This is a genomic window from Butyrivibrio sp. XBB1001 (assembly GCF_000424505.1).
Taxonomy (GTDB): Bacteria; Bacillota; Clostridia; order Lachnospirales; family Lachnospiraceae; genus Butyrivibrio.
In genome coordinates this window covers 1-20,476 of sequence record NZ_AUKA01000012.1, presented here as the reverse complement: position 1 = coordinate 20,476, position 20,476 = coordinate 1, and the positions used below count along the sequence as shown (strand labels likewise).

Genomic DNA, 20,476 nt, shown 5'->3' with positions numbered 1-20,476 from the left:
AAATGACCTCTTAGTTTTCTTTGAGAATACTGCCAACCCTTTCATCAATTGACTTAAAGGCTGTATCAAGACTCTTATCTCCCATCACTACTTTCTGAAGTTCCTCCCCAAAAGTTTCGTATATTTCACTGCTGTGATCTCCCCAGCTATACCATGGCATTATCATTCTCCCTGCATCTTCCAAAGGCCTAATGGTATCAAATTCATCCGGATTATCAAATATAACCCCTTTTAGATATGTCTGGCTTCCTTGCCTATCCTGCCACAAGGCTCTCTGACCTTTTTCTGTAGAAATAGATTCAACTACCGCCTTGGCAATTTCCTTATTAGGCGCATAGCTGTTTACTGCAAATCCGCAATTACATCCCCCAATAAGAGCTGCCCTTCCCACAAAATCGCTATAAACAGCCATAGTTCCCAACTTTATATTTGGATTTGCTTCGACTATCCTGTTGTAGTCATATAATCCGCCCATGTACATGAAGCTTTCTCCAGCTGCAAATTCCTCTATTGCTGCAGCTTCATCCATAATGCACATCTGTCTTGTATAAACATTATGTATGCATAGTTCCTGCCACTTTGACATATAAGGTCTTACTTCTTCATAAAATGACGCTCTGCCATAAGCCAGACGTCCTCCAAATTTCTTGCCTTCATTTGACGCAAAATAACCTGATGCAAGGAGAGCCAGCGCTGTATCAGCAACTTTTTCTGTGTCCTTTAACCCTGCCGACATAGGCTTTATTCCCATTTCATAGTTCATAAAGTCGCACAGTTCCACAAAGCTTTTAAAGGAAACCGGAAGCTTTTGCCCACTTTGAGCTAGTATTTCTTTATTGTAAAAAATACACTGAAAATCACTTGTACAGGGAACTGCGTAGACTTCATTTCCATACATAAAGGCATTGCGACCTTCGTCCTTAAAATCCTGACAATACTCGGACAGATCTTCTATATACCTGTTCTTTGCATGTTTTTTAGCCATGATAGGTGTCATCATGACAATGCTTGTGGCAGTCTTTGAAGCCAGTTCAGCATCTATTATTGGTTCGTAGCTGTTTTTAGATATATATTTGTATTCAAATGTATAATCCGGGTATTCTTCGGCTAGAAAAGCCATTAGATTTTTGACACAGGACTCATCGAGCCATCCTGATATCTGCACAGTTTTATCTGGGTCAAAGAATTTGAGTTCCTCAGATATACTGTTCTCATAGTCTTCTAAAATGTGCGCACCTTCCTCAAAGCGTACATAAGGATCTCCACATCCTGATAGTACACCAACTAAAAGCACGCTAATGCTGGTCAAAACAGAAAAGATATTTCTAACTTTTTTTGCTATCATATGCCCCTCAATAAGCACATTTTTAACTAGTTATCTTATCAATACCTTCTTGATTTCCCCAACGTAAATTACATAATCCGCTATTTCTTTTTCCTCTACCTCTGGCAGAATGCTCTTTACAAATCCATCCACACCAATCTCTTTCCTATAGAGCACTCTACATATAATAACATTGCTGGCTTCCTCAATAAGTGGAACCCCCTGATAATATCCCACATTGAGTCTTGCACCCTTTATTTTGTCCTCATCCCTGCCTGAAACGGCCACGAGGTACTTCATAGCACCTCTATATTGCTCATTATCTAAAAAGCTAAGCGAGTATTCGCCGGAAGCATCAATGAGTTCCTTGGTGTATCTGTCTTTCCTGACGCAAATAAAAGTGACGCGTTTCCCCCACATCTGGCCAACTCCACCGTTTGAGGTTGCTGTAGTGTTGACCTTTGTTCCGTCTCCTGCAGTTACAAGAAATCTTCTGCCGCTAAAGATATAAGCGCCCTGCTCAACTTCTTCCGGGTTAAAGTCCTGAAATACTCGCATATACACCTCCAGAAACAAAGAAAACATCAGAAATCTCTGATCTTATCGTCCTCTGTAAGACCTGTGTTTTCAATTTTAGTTATCGTTATTTTATAACTATAATTATCGCTTACTTTTATAGTAACACGGTCTCCTACTTTATGTCCAAGTAATTGTTTTCCAAGTGGTGATTCTATACTAATAAGACCTTTTAGGGAATTCTGACGCATTGTTGTAACAATCTTGTAGGTTTCATCAACATCATCTTCCTCAACATGTACAGTGACTGTCTTATTCATTCCGACCTGATCTTCTGTAGTGTTGTCATCAATAACCTTGGCGGTCTTTATCATTCTCTCTAAAAAGCGGATACGGCTTTCATTCTGATTCTTGGCCTTTTTAGCTGCGTAATATTCAAAGTTCTCAGACAAATCTCCCTGTGCTCTTGCTTCCTTGACATGCTCTAAAAGCTCTTTTCTCACAACGATCTTGCGGTGCTCGATCTCTGCCTCCATATCCTCAATATCTTTACGTGTTAATTCGTTGTTCATGCGATACGCCCCCTAAAAATTAAAGGGCGAAGCCATTCGGCCTCGCCCCAATTTGATCTAGTTCTGATCGAATCAAGCCTTTCCAACTGATCCGAAGAGTTCCATCTTCTCCTTAACTGTAGCCTTGATAGCTTCAGCGCCTGGAGCAAGAAGCTTACGAGGATCAAATCCCTTACCCTCAAGGTCCTTACCAGCCTCAACATACTTACGTGTAGCTTCTGCGAATGAAAGCTGGCACTCAGTATTAACGTTGATCTTGGATACACCAAGAGAAATAGCTTTCTTGATCATATCTGCAGGAATTCCTGTGCCGCCGTGAAGTACGAGAGGCATAGCTCCTGTCTTCTGCTGGATAGCATCAAGGACATCAAATCTAAGTCCTGGCCATCCCTCTGGATACTTACCATGGATGTTACCGATACCAGCTGCAAGCATATCTACGCCGAGATCAGCGATTCTCTTACACTCTTCTGGATCAGCACACTCGCCCATTCCTACAACGCCGTCTTCCTCGCCGCCGATTGAACCAACCTCAGCCTCGATAGAAATACCAAGCTGGTGAGAAACGTTAACGAGCTCTGATGTCTTAGCAACGTTCTCTTCGATGTCATAATGTGAACCATCGAACATGATAGATGTGAATCCAGCCTTGATGCACTTGTAACATCCGTCATATGTACCATGATCAAGATGAAGTGCTACAGGAACTGTGATTCCAAGGCTCTCGTCCATAGCCTTTACCATTGCTGCAACAGTACCAAAACCTGTCATATATTTACCAGCACCCTCAGATACACCAAGGATAACTGGGGACTTAAGCTCTTCTGCTGTGAGAAGGATTGACTTTGTCCATTCCAGGTTATTGATGTTGAACTGACCAACTGCATAGTGGCCTTCTTTTGCTTTTACAAGCATGTCTTTTGCGGATACTAACATTGTTCTTCTCCCTTATTCCGTTGAATTTATAGATAAGTACATTATATACTCGTTGTCTGAAAAAATAAAGTTAATCATTTCACAATCAACCAAAATCAAAGAAGTTGTCTGCCCAGAATTCATCGTCCGATACAGGAGCAAAGCTGTTGTATCTAAGTACTATGCCTGATCTTCTTGAAAGTGTGAGCGTAAGAACTCCATCCTTGACTCTTACAGTTGATCCGTCTTTGATATAGCCTGTGTAACCTGAGGATAAGAGAGTGCTGAGATTGGCATCCCTTGGAATTCCTGTCTGCCATACCTCTATCTCTTTAGTGACCTCAAAATCATTGTTATTAATGGCTACAATGACAGCAGCTGTTCTATTAAATCTTCCATAGGCGATAAAATTGTTATCTGCCAGAAGTTCTCTGATAGATCCGGAAATAAGCTCAGGGCATTCCTTGTGGATAGCGATCATATCCTTGTGGAAGGCTATCATTTCTTTATCCTCATGGCCCCATGGGTATGTCCTTCTGTTATCTGGATCTGTAAATCCACATAATCCTGCTTCATCCCCGTAATATATTGTAGGAGCACCAGGCCATGTCATTTGAACAATAACTGCCTCTCTCATAACGCCTTTATTGATTCCTGTCTCTGCAGAAGAAGGCATAAGATCTGATACTCTTCCCACCTTCTGAGATGTTCTTGTAAGAAATCTTGAATGATCATGGTTAGACAATTCATTCATAGCAGTGTAAAGGGAAGGCATGCTGAAATTCTCGCCTCCACAGTAGTTCATAGTGTCAAAGAACTCTCTTGCGTTACCTACTCTTGCAGGCTGGAATTCGTCTGAATGTTTCTCCATTCCAGTCAGGAACCAGGTAAGTGGCTCCATGAAGGCATCGTAGTTCATTACAGTATCCCATTCATCTCCCTGCATCCACTCGCCTGCTGGTCCATAGTGCTCAGCCAAAATTATAGCCTCTGGATTGGCCTTCTTGACCTCTGCTCTAAATTTCTTCCAGAACTTGTGATTGTACTCCCTGGAGTGGCCAAGATCTGCCGCCACATCAAGTCTCCAGCCATCAGCATTGTATGGAGGAGAAACCCATTTGCGTCCGATTCTTATTATATAATCTTCAAGCTCCTTAGAGCCTTCATAATTGAGTTTAGGAAGGGTATCATAGCCCCACCAGCCATCATAATTTCCATTGTATGGCCAGTTTCCTCCGTTAAAAGAGAAGAAGTCATGATAAGGACTGTCGCCAGCCACATAGGCGCCTTTCTTATAATCGCTGGATTTTTCGTATATACGCTCTTTGTCCAGCCACTTGTTAAAGGAACCACAGTGGTTAAATACTCCGTCCAGAATTACTCTTATGCCTCTCTTGTGAGCCTCTTCTACAAGCTGCGCAAAAAGGGCATCACTGGCTTCCAGGTTCTTTTTACTGGTAACTCTGCTAATATATCTTGTGGACTTTGAGTTATCCTGTGAACCGTCATTAAGCTCACCCTCATCATCCAATATCACTCCAAAATGTGGATCAATATGATCGTAGTCCTGAGTATCATACTTGTGAGAAGATGGAGAAACAAACAGTGGATTAAAATAGATCACGTCTATTCCAAGGTCTTTAAGGTAATCAAGCTTGTCCATTACACCCTTAAGGTCTCCGCCGTAAAACTCTCCAAAATCCCATTTTGAATCTGGATACTGGCTCCATTCATCAACATGAATGCTCTTGTGTCCGTTATAAACATATTCTCCAGTCAGTACATCATTGGACTTATCTCCATTGCAGAATCTGTCAACGAAGATCTGATACATAACAGCACCCTTGGCCCATGATGGTGTAGAAAAGCCTGGAAATATCTTAAACTTCATGCTATCAAGGATATTCCTGCTGCAGCCTCTCTTATCGTATATCAAAGCATTGCCATCATCAGCACTTATCTCGAAGTAGTACATCACAGGTTCACTTCCTGTCTTCACTTCCACATCATAATAAGCAAACTCACCATCAGTTTCACTAAGGCGCATCTTGCGTCTCTCATTACCCCAAACAAGTGTAGGTTCTACCTTATCCCCTGCGGCAGTTCTAAGTCTTACCTGTGTCTTTCTATTCTTATCTGGTTCCGCTGGTCTTAAATAATCCAGGGTCATATCATGAAATAAAGCTTTTGTGTTCATACTCTTTCCTATACATGCAAAAAAGACAGCTACGACGCTGTCTTTTTAGAGAAGGTATTTCTTTCTTATGGGGTATAGCAAAAAACTATATAATGTATTGGGGGGTTACGCATATTATACTAACATCCACCCATACCCGCGTAAAGACTAATACTTCACAAATTTGTCAAAAACAGCTGTATGTTTTTGTGCATTATTACTAAATTATATTTCTACATCCACGTCAGTAATGATTTCTCTCCCCTCAAAGAGAGCTTCAAATTCTTCTCTGCCAATCTTTTCTTTCTCAATCAGCAGATTCGCACTGCTATGGAGTATATCTTCGTACTGAAGTATTATTTCCTTAGCTTTAGCATAGCATTTATCGATGATCATCTTAACTTCTTTATCGATTTCCCCCGCCATGAACTCACTGTGCTTTTTGGAATGAGAAATGTCGTATCCGATAAATACATCTTCCTCATTCTCATCATAATTTATGACGCCTATATTCCCCGACATGCCATATTTGGTAACCATGTTTCTGGCCTCAGTAGTTGCCTTTTTGATATCACTTGAAGCGCCAGTAGTAATGTCGCCGAAAATGATCTCTTCTGCAATTCTTCCGCCAAGAGAAACCATGATATCCTCAAGCATTCTCTTTTTGGTAATAAACATTTCATCCTTTTCAGGAAGTGGCATTGTATAACCAGCTGCCCCCAGTCCTGTAGGAATGATAGATATTGTATGTACTGGTCCAACTTCTGGAAGAACATGGAACAAGATTGCATGACCAGTCTCATGATAAGCAGTGATTTTCTTTTCCTTGTCGGAAATGATACGGCTATGCTTCTCAGTACCGATTCCAACCTGGATAAATGCTCGTTCTATATCCTCCTGCTTGATAACTCCTCTGTTACCCATGGCTGCATTAATAGCAGATTCGTTTAGGAGATTCTCAAGATCAGCTCCAGTAAATCCAGCTGTAGTCTGTGCTACCTTCTTAAGATCAACATCATCGGAAAGTGGCTTATTGCGGGCATGTACCTTGAGGATTTCCTCTCTTCCACCTACATCAGGTCTTGAAACAGTGATCTTTCTATCAAAACGTCCTGGTCTCATGATGGCTGGATCAAGGATATCTACACGGTTTGTAGCCGCCATAACAATGATTCCCTCGTTGGTTCCAAATCCATCCATCTCAACCAGCATCTGGTTAAGAGTCTGCTCTCTCTCATCATGTCCGCCGCCCATACCGGTTCCACGTCTTCTGGCAACGGCATCTATCTCATCGATAAAGACGATACATGGTGCGTTCTTTTTTGCATCTGCAAAAAGATCTCTAACTCTTGATGCACCTACACCAACAAACATCTCAACAAAGTCTGAACCTGATATTGTAAAGAATGGAACTCCCGCTTCACCAGCTATAGCCTTGGCAAGAAGCGTCTTACCTGTACCAGGAGCACCTTCAAGAAGAACGCCCTTAGGTATTCTTGCTCCAACCTTGGTGAACTTGGCAGGATCCTTTAGAAATTCAATGATCTCTGCAAGCTGCTCCTTCTCTTCTTTAAGTCCGGCTACATCATCGAGCTTGGTCTTATTCTCTTCGCTGGTGGACATCTTGGCTCTTGACTTGCCAAAGTTCATCATCTTGGCATTTGTTCCGCCTCCAGCCTGCATTCCAGTCATCATAGTAAAGAAAAATACCATGATAACAAGACCAACTACTATTGGAATAATACCGTTTATCAGTATATTCTCAGAAGGTATGTCCTTGACCTCCAAGATCACATCTGTTCCAGTCAAAAGAGCTTCTACCTTTGTGACGTCTGTTGAGTAAAAAAGAACCTCGTCACTTCCGTCAGTAAACAATACTCTTACAGATCCAGTGGGAGTCTCTGCATTTGGCATAATGACAACTTTTCCAACCTGACCAGCTTCTATATCTCTTGTAAGTGTTGTCACGTTGTACACATCATTACTATTATTTAGTAGTCCGCTGCCGTATTCCATAACAACTACAAAAGCAAGCATTATCAGAATGATTATGAACAGCGAATTAAAACTTCTGGATTTATTCAAATTCCCCTTACCCCCTTCAAGGATAATTAGTTGAACTCTACTACGCCAATGTAAGGAAGATTACGATATCTCTGGTCGTAGTCAAGACCATAGCCTACTACGAACTCATCAGGAATTTCAAATCCTGTGTAATCAACCTTGACATCTGTAACTCTTCTCTCTGGCTTATCAAGTAGTGTACAAAGCTTGATGCTGGATGGTCCTCTGTCTCCGAGCATCTTTATAAGATATGAAAGAGTTCTGCCTGAATCAACGATATCCTCAACAATAAGAACATCTCTGTCCTTGAGTGGTTCATCAAGATCCTTGACAATCTTAACTACTCCACTTGATTTTGTAGCACTTCCATAACTGGAAGCAGACATAAAGTCCATAGTTACAGGAACAGTAATACGCTTAGCAAGCTCACACATAAAGAAAACACCGCCCTTTAAGACGCATACCAGGTGAATTGACTTGCCCTGATAATCCCTGCTAATCATATCTCCCAATTCCTGGATTCTCTTATCCACTTCCTCTTCTGTAAGAAGGACACGAACTGATTCAGCCATTATTAAAAACCTCCATTATTCAATATTTATAGCTAATATCCTGCCTGTTGTATCGCTGATCTTATAGGCTCCACTCATTCGCACTCCCGGAACCCATAAAACGCTACTACCATCCGTCAAGAGATAAATCTCATCCCGTTTAGATTTTGGTACCTTCTCATCAGTCATAAGCTTGCTTATTTTCTTCTTGTGAAGGCCATCTTCCTGCTCTAGAAGGATGTAATCATCTGGTCTGCGGCATCTAAAAACAGCTCCTTGTATTCTATCATAATCGAACCATTTAGTATACGCTGACGACGGAAACAGTTTCCCACCATTATATTGCAATATACTTATATGTGCCACACCTAAATTTGGAATTTCAAACGATATTTTATCGCCCACATCCAAAGTCCGTGGTATTTCTACCTCTTTTGCACTATCAGGTGAATTTTTTGTGTCCTTTTTGCCTATGGTAAGTTCATCATAGCTTCTATTTGCTATAAGCCCATATGGCAGGTCCACAGAGGCGCTTCCGAATGAATCACAAGATAGAGCAAGTATAGAGTCAACATGGGCTGACGTGATGTCTTTTCTGTGAGGCGTGAGTTTCTCAAGACTTCTTAATATAATGTTAGCCTTAATAGCCTCATCACAGCCCCTAAAGGACTTCAGGTCTATCAAAAGCTTACTCTTATTCCCCTTGACTATCTGCTTAAAAGCATCATCAGTCCTATTCTGGATATAATCATCTGCCTTGGCAAACTCAATAGCAGCTCTGCACAAATGCGCTACAGCACTACTATTTACATCTTTTTCCATTTTTGGGATGAGAATATTTCTCACTATGTTTCTGGTATGGATATTCTCATCATTGGTTTTATCATGGCAAAAGAGCTGTCTCTTTGCTTTTAAATATTTCTCAATTTCATCTCGTGTGACGCATAAAAAAGGCCTTATTATGTTTCCTCTTACCGGTCTTATAGCGCCTGCTCCATGAAGTCCGCTTCCTCTTAGAAGGTTCATAAGAAGTGTCTCAGCCACATCATTTTGGTGATGGGCAACAGCTATACAGTCTGCACCTTTTCTTTTAGCTGTTTCCTCAAATGCCTCGTAGCGGGCGCGTCTTCCAGCCTCCTCCTCAGTCATCTTCCACTTTTTGGATAAGGCAGGAATATCTTTATTATAAAAATCACACTCTATATCATGTTCAGTGCAGAAGGCCCTTACAAAAGCCTCGTCCTCAGTTGCCTCTTTCCTGATACCATGATTTACATGCACCGCAACTATCTTAATGTTAAGAACCTTTTTTAGGGCGCACAGCACAAGAAGCATGGCAGTTGAATCGCCACCACCCGAAAAACCCGCAAGCACAGTGCTTCCGGGATTGATCATATTATTAACTTTAATAAACTCATAAACTTTATTTTCAAAATTATTCATAATAAACCTAAGGAAAAAAGCAAAGCGCAGACTTCATACGTTTCCTCGTATTGATGCCTGCGCCTCAGTTCATGATCAGTTGTCTTCATTTCTAAAGACAATCTCCCCGGGATATACTAGTCCCAGCTTATCTCTGGCTGTATCCTCTATGTACTTACGCGTATGCGTATACTTCTCAAATTCGGCAATCTCTGCACTTCTCTTATTTTCTTCTTCGATCTGTGCAACGAGTGCCTCCTCTCTAGCCTGATATTCATTGGCTTTTTTAACTAGCGAAACACTCGATATTGATACAACCGTGACTAAGATCAGCACTACAATACTAGCCCAGATCATACCTGCCGTATTTTGGAAGCGACGCCTTTTGTAGCGTGCTCGCCTTGCCATAATACTTTCCCTCATACAAAAAATATTGAAATTTTCCTAAATTTATAATAATACAGTTTTTTATTTCGTGTCAAATATAACGATAAAGCTGACTTACGTCCTCTTTATGGATGGTTTCCTGCACATCTAATACTTCTACATTTACGTCTTTGTTACCAAATCCAATCGTAATCTTGTCTCCAACCTTCACCTCTGCAGAAGCCTTGGCTGGTCGGCCATTTATCTGTACTCTCCCTGCATCACAGGCTTCGTTGGCAACTGTGCGTCTTTTTATAAGTCTTGTTACTTTTAAATACTTGTCTAATCTCATTTTAATCTCCTGAAGATGCAGAGGCTGTGCTTGCTGCATCGCTTATTTCTGTACTGCCTGAATGTGTTCCTCCATCAGATGATGAGGAAGAAGAGCTATCATCAGAGCTTTCTCCTGAACTTGCATCCTTGGAGGAGTCCTGTCCGCCAGAACTGGATTCTGAAGAAGCATCCCCTGATGAATCTGATGATTTCTCTGATGAAGCGTCAGAAGAAGAATCACCTGATGAACTTGAAGCTGTCGTAGCACTTGATGATGAATCTTCATCAGACTTAATCTTGACCATTGGCGGGAACTTATATTCAAGATCTGTCTTGGATGTATCTATATGAATTCTGTAGCTCTTTGTCTCGTAGCCATCTTTTTTCAGGATAACTTCATGGTTCCCGGAAATCTTGGCTATACTACATGGAATCATTCCTATATAACTACCATCAAAATAAAGCTCTGCTCCATTTGGTTCATCCACATATATCTTGTAGCCCTCGATCACTTTGTTCTGCGCTGGATTATCAGATGAATTCTGGCTTACTGTTTCTTTTTTCTTTTGCTCAGCCGTAGTTGCTGTGCTTGCGCTCTTATCCCTGCTTGCGTCTTTGTTGCTAAGATCAGAGGATTCCTTATGAGGAAGCGTAGATGCTGAAGCCGCACTACTACTTTCAACTGCTGCAGAATCCTTTTCCAAAGATAAGCTGATAACAGACTTGGGTGTTCCTATTTTGAGGTACTTGGTCTGGGTAATATAGCCATCAGCTATGATCTTCAGATTATGATAACCATACTGAATAGTCTGAGGAACCTTTGTCAGGACTCTCTGACCATCCACAAAAACTTCTGCTGTTTCCGGCTCAATCTCAAAGGTAACCAGGCCTTCCTTGGGCCTTGAAATGTTAACCTCACTTGTATCGACAACTGTTTCCTGATTACGGGATATATTAACTTCAGTCTGGTAATTGGCTCCATTTCCAAGGATTTGCAATGTGTAATCCCCTTCAGGCGCGCTTAGGAGCATGTTAGGCGAAATCTTATGAATTACTGCATTATCAAGCTCAATCCAGGCTCCGACAAGGCTCTGGTTTTCCACCATTTCAGATGATAGACTCACATAGCCATGCCCGCTTTCAACAACAACGCTATAAATATCATTGTCTATACCGCAAACTGTTACTGTGTCTGTTTCAAGGATATCCTCTGCAAGAGCCAGCTGATCTTCGGCTATGATAAGAGTCCTTGGATCAATCTTATAAATGCTGCCATCTACTCTTGCTGTGCCATCATATCTGACAAAGTCATGATCTCTTGTAGTTGCAATAGTCCAAGCCTTCCTGGAAACATCCAGCGTTGTGATATGCTTGGTACTCTTTAAAAAGGTAACATCTACAATCTGTCCAACTTCCAAAAGCCTAGGCGAAAGTGCCCTTCCATAGATGTCATACATCATACTGGTGTTGTCATAGCTAAGAGTGTAGGTCTTGCCTGTGGAGTGATTTCTAAGTCGTATTTCCTTTTTATCCACATCAATTGACCTAATGGCTGCAGTATCAGCTGAATCATACCTGCCAATAAGAGAAACGTTAACCTTCCCACCGCTTGTAGCCTCTGATACTACTGCGGAATTCGAGGCCATGATCATTACTCCAATTAACAAAAGAGCCAATATCTTTTTCACTTTTATCCCCTCAATGATCCCTCATAAAATCTCTTAGGCGCTCCGGCTCTAGCAAATACTCCCTGGTGTTATGCTCTGGATTGTCCAAAACATCCAAAAGCATATTACTTAGTATATTTCCAATTGTCTTTCCAGGCGTTACTCCAAGTTCTATAAGGTCTTTGCCATTTACAGCAAGGTCCTTTAGGGTGACACACTCTTTTTCCCTGAGAATTTCCTCATATAGAGCTCTTATATCTTCAATGTCTCTTAGCTTATCTTCTCTTGCAAACTCGCTCTGGGCAAGAGTGTCTGCGTGTCTGACCTCCAGCCAGTCATTAAAAGCATCTACGCCTACGCGGTTCATGGCTCTTCTGACGTTTCTGGGGGTAGCTTCAAATCTTTCATCGTGGTGCAGGATAAGATTGCAAACCTTATCCATAGTATCTCTGTCAAATTTCAGCCTTCTGAAAATATCCTTGGCCATTTTCACACCTTCCACATCATGTCCGTGGAAGTGGCTTATTCCTTCTTCATCTACTGTAATTGTAGCAGGTTTTGCCATATCATGCATTAGCATAGTGAGTCTTAATACTCTGTCTGGCCTTATTTCCTCCATGGCTTTTATAATGTGCTCACCAACGGAGTAAGCATGATGGATATTGTTCTGATCTGTCTCCATACATGCGTCGAACTCAGGCAATATGACCTTTGTTATGCCAAGTTCATATGCATCTCTCATTTTTTCTGGATGATCTGACAAAAGAAGTTTCACAAGTTCTACCTGTATTCTCTCAGCGCTTATCTTCTCAAGAGTTGGAGATAGCTCTTTTATTGCCTCTTTAGTCTTTTCTTCTATTGAGTAATCAAGCTGGGCTGAAAATCTTATCGCTCTCATGATCCTGAGTGCATCCTCAGAAAACCTCTCCCTTGGCTCTCCTACGCACCTGATCAGACCCTTTTTGATATCTTCAATCCCTCCAAATCTGTCTATCAGGCCCTCTTCTTCGCTATAGGCCATGGCGTTGATAGTAAAGTCACGCCTCTTCATATCTTCTGTAAGATTTTTGGTAAATGTAACCTCGCTTGGATGTCTGTTATCCTCGTACTTGCCATCAATTCTATAGGTAGTTACCTCATATCCCTCTTTTCCCATCATGACGGTAACTGTTCCATGTTCTATTCCTGTATCAATGGTTCTTCTAAAAAGCTTTTTGATATCTTGAGGCAGTGCATTTGTGGTGATATCCCAATCTCCTGGTATTCTGCCAAGGACTGCATCGCGAACGCATCCTCCAACTACATAAGCCTCATATCCAGCTTGGTGGATCGTATCTAATATTATTTTTGCATTATCTGGTAAATTAATCTTCATATCTCAATAATAGCTTAAACACCTTTACTTGTGAATAATATGCTAGGCAATTTCTCCTAATGGAAGTATACTAAATATATGTAATTAAGAGGATTTTATTATGAAATATCAAAAGGCGATTAAGATTTTCTTGTTGTCCTTTGCTGTTATCATCCTGCTACTTATCGCTATATTTTCGGTTAAGATGATGGATTTGATAGTAACTCCTCCTGATTCGGTCATCTCTTTAGACGATGATTGGACAGTAAGTTGTAAAGGACAGCTTTTCCACTGCGATGATATTTCTGAAGCCGACATTGGAGTAATAAATGAGTTCGAAAAAGTTATTATTTCGAGAACTCTTGATAATGTGGGCTTTGATGATCCATGTCTTTCTTTCTATTCTATTCATGCTCTTGTCTACGTCTATCTGGACGAAAAACTGATCTATGACTTTGGAATGGACTATTATCTGGATAGAAATACTGTTCCTAAAAAGAACCACTATATCAGTCTCGGCAATGATTACGCAGGAAAAACTCTCACCATTCAGCTAATTGGTGGAAGAAATGCCTCTTTTTCCGGGCTGTCAAGCGTATATATGGGCGAAAGAGATGACATCCAGATTCTCGACTTTCATAAATCCTTTATACCTATCGCTGTTGGTGCCTTTTTGTTCACCTTGGGAATCATCCTTATAATCCTGTCACCATATCTTTTTATTTATCACAGTAATGACCTTCGAATTCTCTTTAGCGGGTTAATATCCATTATGCTGGGCATATATGTCATGTCCTATTACAGGGTTTTCGACCTGCTTTTGGATAACAGTATCAACAATACAATTCTTGAATATGCTTCACTTTATAACATTCCAACTGTAATAGTCGGCTATCTGATGAGTGTATATAACGGAAAAGCCAAAAAGATATTTGCCAGTCTCTTTTTAATTGACATCGGCCTTTTCCTCACATCAATAGTTGTTCATTTTGCTCACATTGCCAGATTTTCTGACTTTACTCACGTTCTGCACATTGTATCCGGAATAGAATTTGTTATTTCTGTGGTCCTGATATTCCGGGACTATGCTGCCCATAGAAACGATAGTGTAAAAAATGTTTTTGCTGCAGACAACATATTTGTATTTGGCCTTGTAGCTTTCATGTTGTTTTCCGTAATAGATATCGTCAGATATAACCTATTGAAATATGGTCATGGAGGTGGTGAAACCAATGCTTCGCTCACAGGTTTTACCCTTGGCGCCCTGATATTTGTGGTTTGCCTCATGATCAGCTACCTATATTACAGTTTGTTTAGCTCAAATATTGCATCTATGCAAAGTAAAATCGCGGATTTAGCTTATACTGATGCACTTACAGGTCTTTCAAACAGAGCACGGTGTGAGCAGGTAATGCAGATGATTTCTTCTGAGCACAGCACCTATGCCATCATAAGCCTTGACCTCAACAGGCTAAAACAGGTAAATGACACCCTTGGACACCACGAGGGAGACCGTCTCCTTACAGGTTTTGCTACAATTCTATCTGACTGCTTCTGGGATGCCAATCTGGTAGGACGCATGGGCGGTGACGAATTCATCGTTATTCTGATGGAAGATAGAACTCTTAATCTAACAAAGCGTATTCATGAGCTTTACTCCATCATAAGTGACTGGAATCATAAGGAACAGGCTTTTCAGTATAGCGTTTCCTATGGATATTCCTACAGCTTTGAGGTTCCAAACAGTTCAGCCAATGAGGTCTATATGCTTGCAGACAACAGGATGTATGAGATGAAACGTGAGCATCACGGAAAAGAAGATCAGGAGGTGACTACTAATGTATAAAAAGAGATCTTTCCTGATCATTGCTATTATTCTCATGCTGGCAATAATTGCCGGCCTTAGTCTTATGTTCTCTTTTACCCCCAAATATCCTGTTATTACCCTCGACAAGGGTTGGACCATTTCTTATCGCAATGAACACTATCTAAACACAAACTTAGAACACCTTGGGTCCCAGATAGATACTACCTTTTCAAAGGGTGATATCCTCACACTTACCATGCCAAAACCCCTTCTTGACGTAAAAGCGCCCTTCCCTTATCTAATGTTTAAAACTCAGTTCTGTGCATATGAGGTATATCTTGATGATGTTCTTATCAAAAAAGAATACACGGAAGACACCTCTGGTTCAACCTTTATCGGCATCGGTTTCCATAGTGTAGGGCTTCCAGCGGATTATGCAGGAAAAAAGCTATCGATCATCCTATATATTACAGAAAACGACTCAAGAGCTGATATCTTAAGTCCTCTCCTTGGCAATTATGATGACATTTACAGGATTCTTTTAAATTCTGTTCTTTTCCCTGGCTTTACATCCATTTTTCTAATCCTGTTTGGATTAGTATTCCTTATAATATCTCTTTTGTTCTATGTAAGGACAACTGGGGTATCCTCTCAGGTTGTATGCTCTATACTAAGCTCAGTTACCGGGCTGTGGATGATAAATGCCTATGATGTGATTGATTTTTATGTTAGTACTCCCTTTGCCACATTTTTGGAATACTCCGCAATGTATCTTATTCTGCCCCTGATGTATCTTCTTGTTTATATCCTTCACAAGAGACAGTCCAATTCCGTTACAATCTTTCTGGGATTCTCAAGTTTGATATTTGCCGGACTCTTTATCGCCCTTCATCTTTTTAACAGGGTTCACATCCATCACTTCAGAATGCCATTTTATGTTATGTGCCTTCTGGGACTAGTTCTTTTGATAGTTTATGACATAAGAGATATAAAGGCTAAATCCAAGAATCCCTCCACCAGAATCCTGATGCTGGGACTAACGATTCTGGCTCTTTCGTTTACAGTGTATGGCATCGCAGGATTGTTAAGCGTCATAGTAGACTATAGACAAAGCTATGTACTAAACTTCCTTGTTCCAGCTGGAAGCCTGTTCTTTGTTATAACGCAGCTATTACATCATTTCATCTTTATGACAAGAACCTTTGCCCAGAGACAGGAATATGCCTCACTGACTCAGATAGCCTACGTTGACAATCTAACGGATATTCCTAACAGAGTAAGCTGTGATAAAAGGCTTTTGGAACTTAATCAATCAGAAGATGACTTCTGTATTCTGAGCCTTGACCTGAACGGGCTAAAAGAAGTTAATGATAACTCAGGTCACCCCGCAGGAGACAAACTTCTTAAATCCTTTGCCACATGCCTTAAGGATGTATTTGAAGGAACCGGCGAGTATTTCCGAATTGGGGGCGATGAGTTTTTAGTTCTTTTTACTAATATAGAAAAAGAGCTGCTGGATTCCATGCTGATGACTCTTGATTCCAAACTCCTTGCTCTTGATGAAACAGATCCGGAAGCTAACCACAGCGTATCTTACGGATATGCTTTTAGGTCAGAAACCAAGGATAGAGATACTCATTCAGTAGTCATGCTTGCTGATAAAAGAATGTATGAATATAAGCGCAAGTTCTATAGTCACATGATGAAAAGAGATTAAGTATTATTAGGAAAAAAATAAGCAGGAGAACCAAACTTGGCGCTCCTGCTTTTCTTTTGTCCTATAACACTAATAGAATTAGTATGCTCTTCCCCAGTAAACCATCTTCTTGGCTGGCTGTCCGCATACGATACACTTGTCTGAAAGATTCTCCTGCTCGAATGGAATGCAACGGCTTGTTACATTGTATTCTTCCTTGATCTTGTCCTCACACTCACGGCATCCGCACCACATAGCCTTTACAAAGCCCTTTGTCTCCTTGAAGGCCTCTGCAAACTCTTCCTTATTGTGAGCTGCAAATGTGTGCGCCTGAAGGTGTGCCTTAGCTCTATTGAACATATCGTTCTGAATCTGATCAAGAAGCTCTGCCATCTTGGATGGAACTTCATCAATTGCACATTCAATCTTTTCTCTTGTATCACGACGGCACAGTACGCACTTGCCAGCCTCGAGATCCTTAGGTCCGATCTCTACACGAACCGGAATTCCTCTCATCTCCTGCTCAGCGAACTTAAAGCCTGGTGTTCTGTCTGTATCATCAACCTTAACTCTGAAATCTGAAAGACTCTCAGCAATCTTATTTGCTGCCTCAAGTACTCCTTCCTTCTTCTGCTGGATAGGAATAACTACAACCTGGATTGGAGCGATCTTAGGAGGTACTACAAGACCTGAGTTATCACCATGTACCATGATCATAGCTCCGATTGTACGTGTTGTAAGTCCCCATGAAGTCTGATTTACATAGTGAAGCTGGTTATCCTTGCCTGCATACTGGATTCCAAATGCCTTGGCAAATCCATCGCCAAAGTTATGGCTGGTTGCGCTCTGAAGAGCACGTCCATCATGCATAAGAGCTTCTACAGTATATGTAGCCTCAGCTCCTGCGAATTTTTCTTTATCTGTCTTCTGGCCCTTGATAACTGGAATAGCCATATCGTTCTCAAGGAAATCAGCATATACATTGAGCATCTGCTGTGTACGCTCTTCTGCCTCTTCAAAAGTAGCGTGTGCTGTGTGTCCTTCCTGCCAGAGGAACTCACGGCTTCTAAGGAAAGGTCTTGTCTCCTTCTCCCAACGAACTACGCTGCACCACTGGTTGAGAACCTGTGGAAGATCCTTGTAGGAATGAATCTCATTCTTGTAGTAATCGCAGAAAAGAGTCTCTGATGTAGGACGTACGCAGTATCTCTCTGTAAGTGGCTCAAGTCCTCCGTGTGTTACCCATGCAACCTCTGGAGCAAAGCCTTCTACATGATCCTTCTCCTTCTGAAGAAGTGATTCAGGAATAAACATTGGAAGGTAAGCGTTCTGAACGCCTGTTGACTTAAATCTTGCATCAAGATGCTTCTGGATGAGCTCCCAGATTGCATATCCTGCTGGTTTGATAACCATGCATCCCTTGATGTTAGAATAGCTTACAAGGTCAGCCTTGATGCACACATCTGTGTACCATTGTGTGAAATCTTCATCCATGGATGTGATTTCTGCTACGAGTTTTTTGTCTGCCATTTTTCTTCTCCTTTTCATTGTTTCTGTGTTGCGCAGGTCTAAACCAGCGCTTTACAAAATGCGGGATTAAAGGCATAAAAAAACCTTCTGATCCCTACAACAGGGACCGAAGGTAATCGGCGGTACCACCCTATTTAAATCTGGTCTATGGCAAATATCCCAGATTTCTCTTCATTAACCCTTAACGCGGGATACGCTGTGCTTACATAACCTGTCACTCTCCGAATACGTTTCTAAATATGGCTTGTGATCAGTAATCTCACACAGAACTCCAAGGCAGGTTCACTGTTTTATCGTAAGGGCCTTCCACCAATAGCCCTCTCTCTGAAACGCTTACGCAGTTACTATTCCTCTTCAACGTCTATAAATATATTTAAAGATGATTTTATTCACATTTCAAATTAATGTCAAGAAATGATTTGTGATAAAAATACTGATATGCATACCAAATAAATCTTTTTGTACATTTATGAAGTTATCATATAAACTATATCAATCAAACTGCCGATATAAATGGTGATAAGGGTTAATGTGCCAAAATGGATTTTTGTGCCAGATGCGTCATGGAGGATGCAAATGTCGGTAGGTATTCTGAGTAATGTAACTTCATACTCAAATATGTACACAGGTAAATCTTCATGGGGCGAATCTGCGTCAAAATCCTCCTCAGGTCCAAATATCGAGAATACCGAAGGTTCTGGCTCTGATATGCTGAGAAAGCTGGAGTACAACCGTTGGAAACAGGAAAAGAAATCCAGCGTCGTTGAGCAAAGCGTAAGCTACGCTGACCAGCTTAAAGCCTCCAGAAATAAATCTAAAGAAATATCTAATGAGAAAAAGAAACTCCAATATAGTTTCAAGAAAATATCTTCACAAATAATCCGCAGTAAAAACTCGGTCAGTGCAAGAAGCGCCGTTCAGGCTGCAAAGCGTGAGGTTATGCGCCTTAAAAGGCTTCGAAACACTGGTGAATACGATGATGAAGAGCTTCAGCTTGCTATAGATCACGCCAAATCAATGGAACAGGTAGCAAGGAAAAAAGCCGTTCACCTGGAGCAGGAAGAAATGGTAGAGCGTCACCAAAAGGGCTTTGGTGCTGCACTTGAAGAAATAGAAGATAAAAAGGCCGAAGACGAAAACGAAAATCCTGAGGAATTAGAAGAACTTGAGGACAGCGAAGAATTAGCAGATGCTGCTAATGAAGGTGACCTTGATGTTGATTCCCAATACATTCCAGAGATGGATCTTCAATATGAACTCCAGCAGTCTCTTGAAGAATTATTAGCAGAAAACCAATACGAGCTAGAAGAAATGATGGCATCGATAGCAGAAAATACTGAGCAGGTTGCAGACGCATCCTCACAGAGCATGACTGAAATGATGGATCAAATGAATCAAGCCATGTCTGAAATGATGGAGGATCTTGATCTTACAGAGTTGTCAGAGACCCTATATGCACCAGACCCTAATATGTCTGAGGATGACCTTAAGATGCTAAAGATAAAGCACCGCGCAAAAGAAATGAAAGAAATCGCCGAAGCAGACAAGGAATATCTCAAAGGTCTTATGGAACATGAGAAATCCAAGGCAGCAAACTCAAGTGCCATTTCAACAGGAAGTTCATCTCCTAGTCCCGCTACTATATTTGGTGGCAACACTTCAAGCCAGATTACTCCAGTAATATCAATGCCCGGCGCTGCTATGGGCGGAGGAATCACCGCACCCACATCTTCTGGAGGTTTCAGTGTATCAATATGATGCTTGATAATAACCTAGAATGTGATATTATAAAGATACAAAAAGAGTGCTACCTGATAGAAGGTTGGCCAGTTTATTTAATCGTTAAAAACGACCGTTTCCTTGGCTGATATGTACCCCCTTTACTGGACAATCCAGTAAGGGGGTATTTTCATGCGCTATAGTTATGAATTTAAAAAAGAATGCGTAGAACTTCACAGGCAAGGTATATGGGCTGACACGCCAGAAGGAGTTTCTACTGAAAGTTTTAGAAGCAAGATACGTAAATGGCATAGACTTGAGGATTTACATGGACCAGAGATGCTCAGAGCCAGTGGTCATCAGAAGGAATGGTCAGCTGATCAAAAGCTTGAATTAATTTCAAGGACCTTTGCTGGCGAGCCAGTCTCAAAAGTGGCTGAATCTATAGGCATCGGTGATGGAAT

At 41.1% G+C, this 20,476-nt stretch carries 16 protein-coding genes, 1 pseudogene and 1 other annotated feature; of the genes and pseudogenes, 4 read left to right on the top strand and 13 right to left on the bottom strand.

What is annotated here, in order from left to right:
- Positions 1-10: 10 nt before the first annotated feature.
- The 12 genes from G631_RS0111025 to G631_RS18905 all read right to left on the bottom strand — a co-directional run bounded on the left by G631_RS0111025 (position 11) and on the right by G631_RS18905 (position 13,281).
- Entirely contained in the window at positions 11-1,345 is a 1,335-nt protein-coding gene (locus tag G631_RS0111025) for an ABC transporter substrate-binding protein (protein WP_026489499.1), read from the bottom strand.
- A 30-nt stretch (positions 1,346-1,375) separates the two neighbouring features.
- Positions 1,376-1,882 (bottom strand): flavin reductase family protein, encoded by a 507-nt coding sequence (locus tag G631_RS0111020; protein ID WP_026489498.1) that lies wholly within the window; start codon positions 1,880-1,882, stop codon positions 1,376-1,378.
- Positions 1,883-1,908: 26 nt separating this feature from the next.
- The gene (locus G631_RS0111015; RefSeq protein ID WP_026489497.1) at positions 1,909-2,412 is read right to left on the bottom strand and encodes a GreA/GreB family elongation factor; all 504 of its coding nucleotides are present in this window, start codon (positions 2,410-2,412) and stop codon (positions 1,909-1,911) included.
- A 72-nt stretch (positions 2,413-2,484) separates the two neighbouring features.
- On the bottom strand, positions 2,485-3,348 hold the full coding sequence (gene fba, locus G631_RS0111010; RefSeq protein WP_026489496.1) for a class II fructose-1,6-bisphosphate aldolase: 864 nt from the start codon (positions 3,346-3,348) through the stop codon (positions 2,485-2,487).
- A gap of 85 nt (positions 3,349-3,433) precedes the next feature.
- A complete protein-coding gene (locus G631_RS0111005) occupies positions 3,434-5,524 on the bottom strand; it encodes an alpha-glycosidase (RefSeq protein ID WP_026489495.1) in 2,091 nt (696 codons plus the stop codon).
- Positions 5,525-5,728: 204 nt separating this feature from the next.
- Positions 5,729-7,588, bottom strand: coding sequence for an ATP-dependent zinc metalloprotease FtsH (gene ftsH, locus G631_RS18910; RefSeq protein WP_035789732.1), 1,860 nt, complete (start codon positions 7,586-7,588; stop codon positions 5,729-5,731).
- Positions 7,589-7,614: 26 nt separating this feature from the next.
- Positions 7,615-8,139, bottom strand: a complete 525-nt coding sequence (gene hpt, locus G631_RS0110995; RefSeq protein ID WP_026489494.1) for a hypoxanthine phosphoribosyltransferase — start codon at positions 8,137-8,139, stop codon at positions 7,615-7,617.
- A 15-nt stretch (positions 8,140-8,154) separates the two neighbouring features.
- Complete coding sequence (tilS, locus tag G631_RS0110990; protein ID WP_026489493.1) at positions 8,155-9,561, bottom strand: tRNA lysidine(34) synthetase TilS; 1,407 nt, start codon at positions 9,559-9,561, stop codon at positions 8,155-8,157.
- Positions 9,562-9,636: 75 nt separating this feature from the next.
- The gene (locus tag G631_RS0110985; RefSeq protein ID WP_026489492.1) at positions 9,637-9,948 is read right to left on the bottom strand and encodes an FtsB family cell division protein; all 312 of its coding nucleotides are present in this window, start codon (positions 9,946-9,948) and stop codon (positions 9,637-9,639) included.
- Between the two features lie 70 nt (positions 9,949-10,018).
- A complete protein-coding gene (locus tag G631_RS0110980; RefSeq protein ID WP_026489491.1) occupies positions 10,019-10,258 on the bottom strand; it encodes an RNA-binding S4 domain-containing protein in 240 nt (79 codons plus the stop codon).
- A gap of 1 nt (position 10,259) precedes the next feature.
- Positions 10,260-11,927 (bottom strand): PEGA domain-containing protein, encoded by a 1,668-nt coding sequence (locus G631_RS0110975; RefSeq protein ID WP_026489490.1) that lies wholly within the window; start codon positions 11,925-11,927, stop codon positions 10,260-10,262.
- Between the two features lie 10 nt (positions 11,928-11,937).
- Positions 11,938-13,281 (bottom strand): CCA tRNA nucleotidyltransferase, encoded by a 1,344-nt coding sequence (locus G631_RS18905; RefSeq protein ID WP_035789730.1) that lies wholly within the window; start codon positions 13,279-13,281, stop codon positions 11,938-11,940.
- Positions 13,282-13,381: 100 nt separating this feature from the next.
- Between G631_RS18905 and G631_RS0110965 the strand changes: the two genes are divergently transcribed.
- Together G631_RS0110965 and G631_RS0110960 are read left to right on the top strand one after the other, a co-directional pair.
- Complete coding sequence (locus tag G631_RS0110965; RefSeq protein ID WP_026489489.1) at positions 13,382-15,106, top strand: GGDEF domain-containing protein; 1,725 nt, start codon at positions 13,382-13,384, stop codon at positions 15,104-15,106.
- The gene (locus G631_RS0110960) at positions 15,099-16,784 is read left to right on the top strand and encodes a GGDEF domain-containing protein (protein ID WP_026489488.1); all 1,686 of its coding nucleotides are present in this window, start codon (positions 15,099-15,101) and stop codon (positions 16,782-16,784) included. The genes G631_RS0110965 and G631_RS0110960 overlap by 8 nt, the downstream gene beginning before the upstream one ends.
- 78 nt (positions 16,785-16,862) lie before the next feature.
- Here G631_RS0110960 and proS read toward each other — a convergent pair whose 3' ends face one another.
- The gene (gene proS / locus G631_RS0110955) at positions 16,863-18,293 is read right to left on the bottom strand and encodes a proline--tRNA ligase (protein ID WP_026489487.1); all 1,431 of its coding nucleotides are present in this window, start codon (positions 18,291-18,293) and stop codon (positions 16,863-16,865) included.
- A 98-nt stretch (positions 18,294-18,391) separates the two neighbouring features.
- Positions 18,392-18,660, bottom strand: a binding site (T-box leader).
- 209 nt (positions 18,661-18,869) lie between these two features.
- Here proS and G631_RS0110950 point away from each other — a divergent pair.
- Both G631_RS0110950 and G631_RS0110940 read left to right on the top strand, forming a co-directional pair.
- Complete coding sequence (locus G631_RS0110950) at positions 18,870-20,051, top strand: hypothetical protein (protein WP_026489486.1); 1,182 nt, start codon at positions 18,870-18,872, stop codon at positions 20,049-20,051.
- 153 nt (positions 20,052-20,204) lie between these two features.
- Positions 20,205-20,476: pseudogene (locus G631_RS0110940) on the top strand (hypothetical protein); the annotation flags it as partial.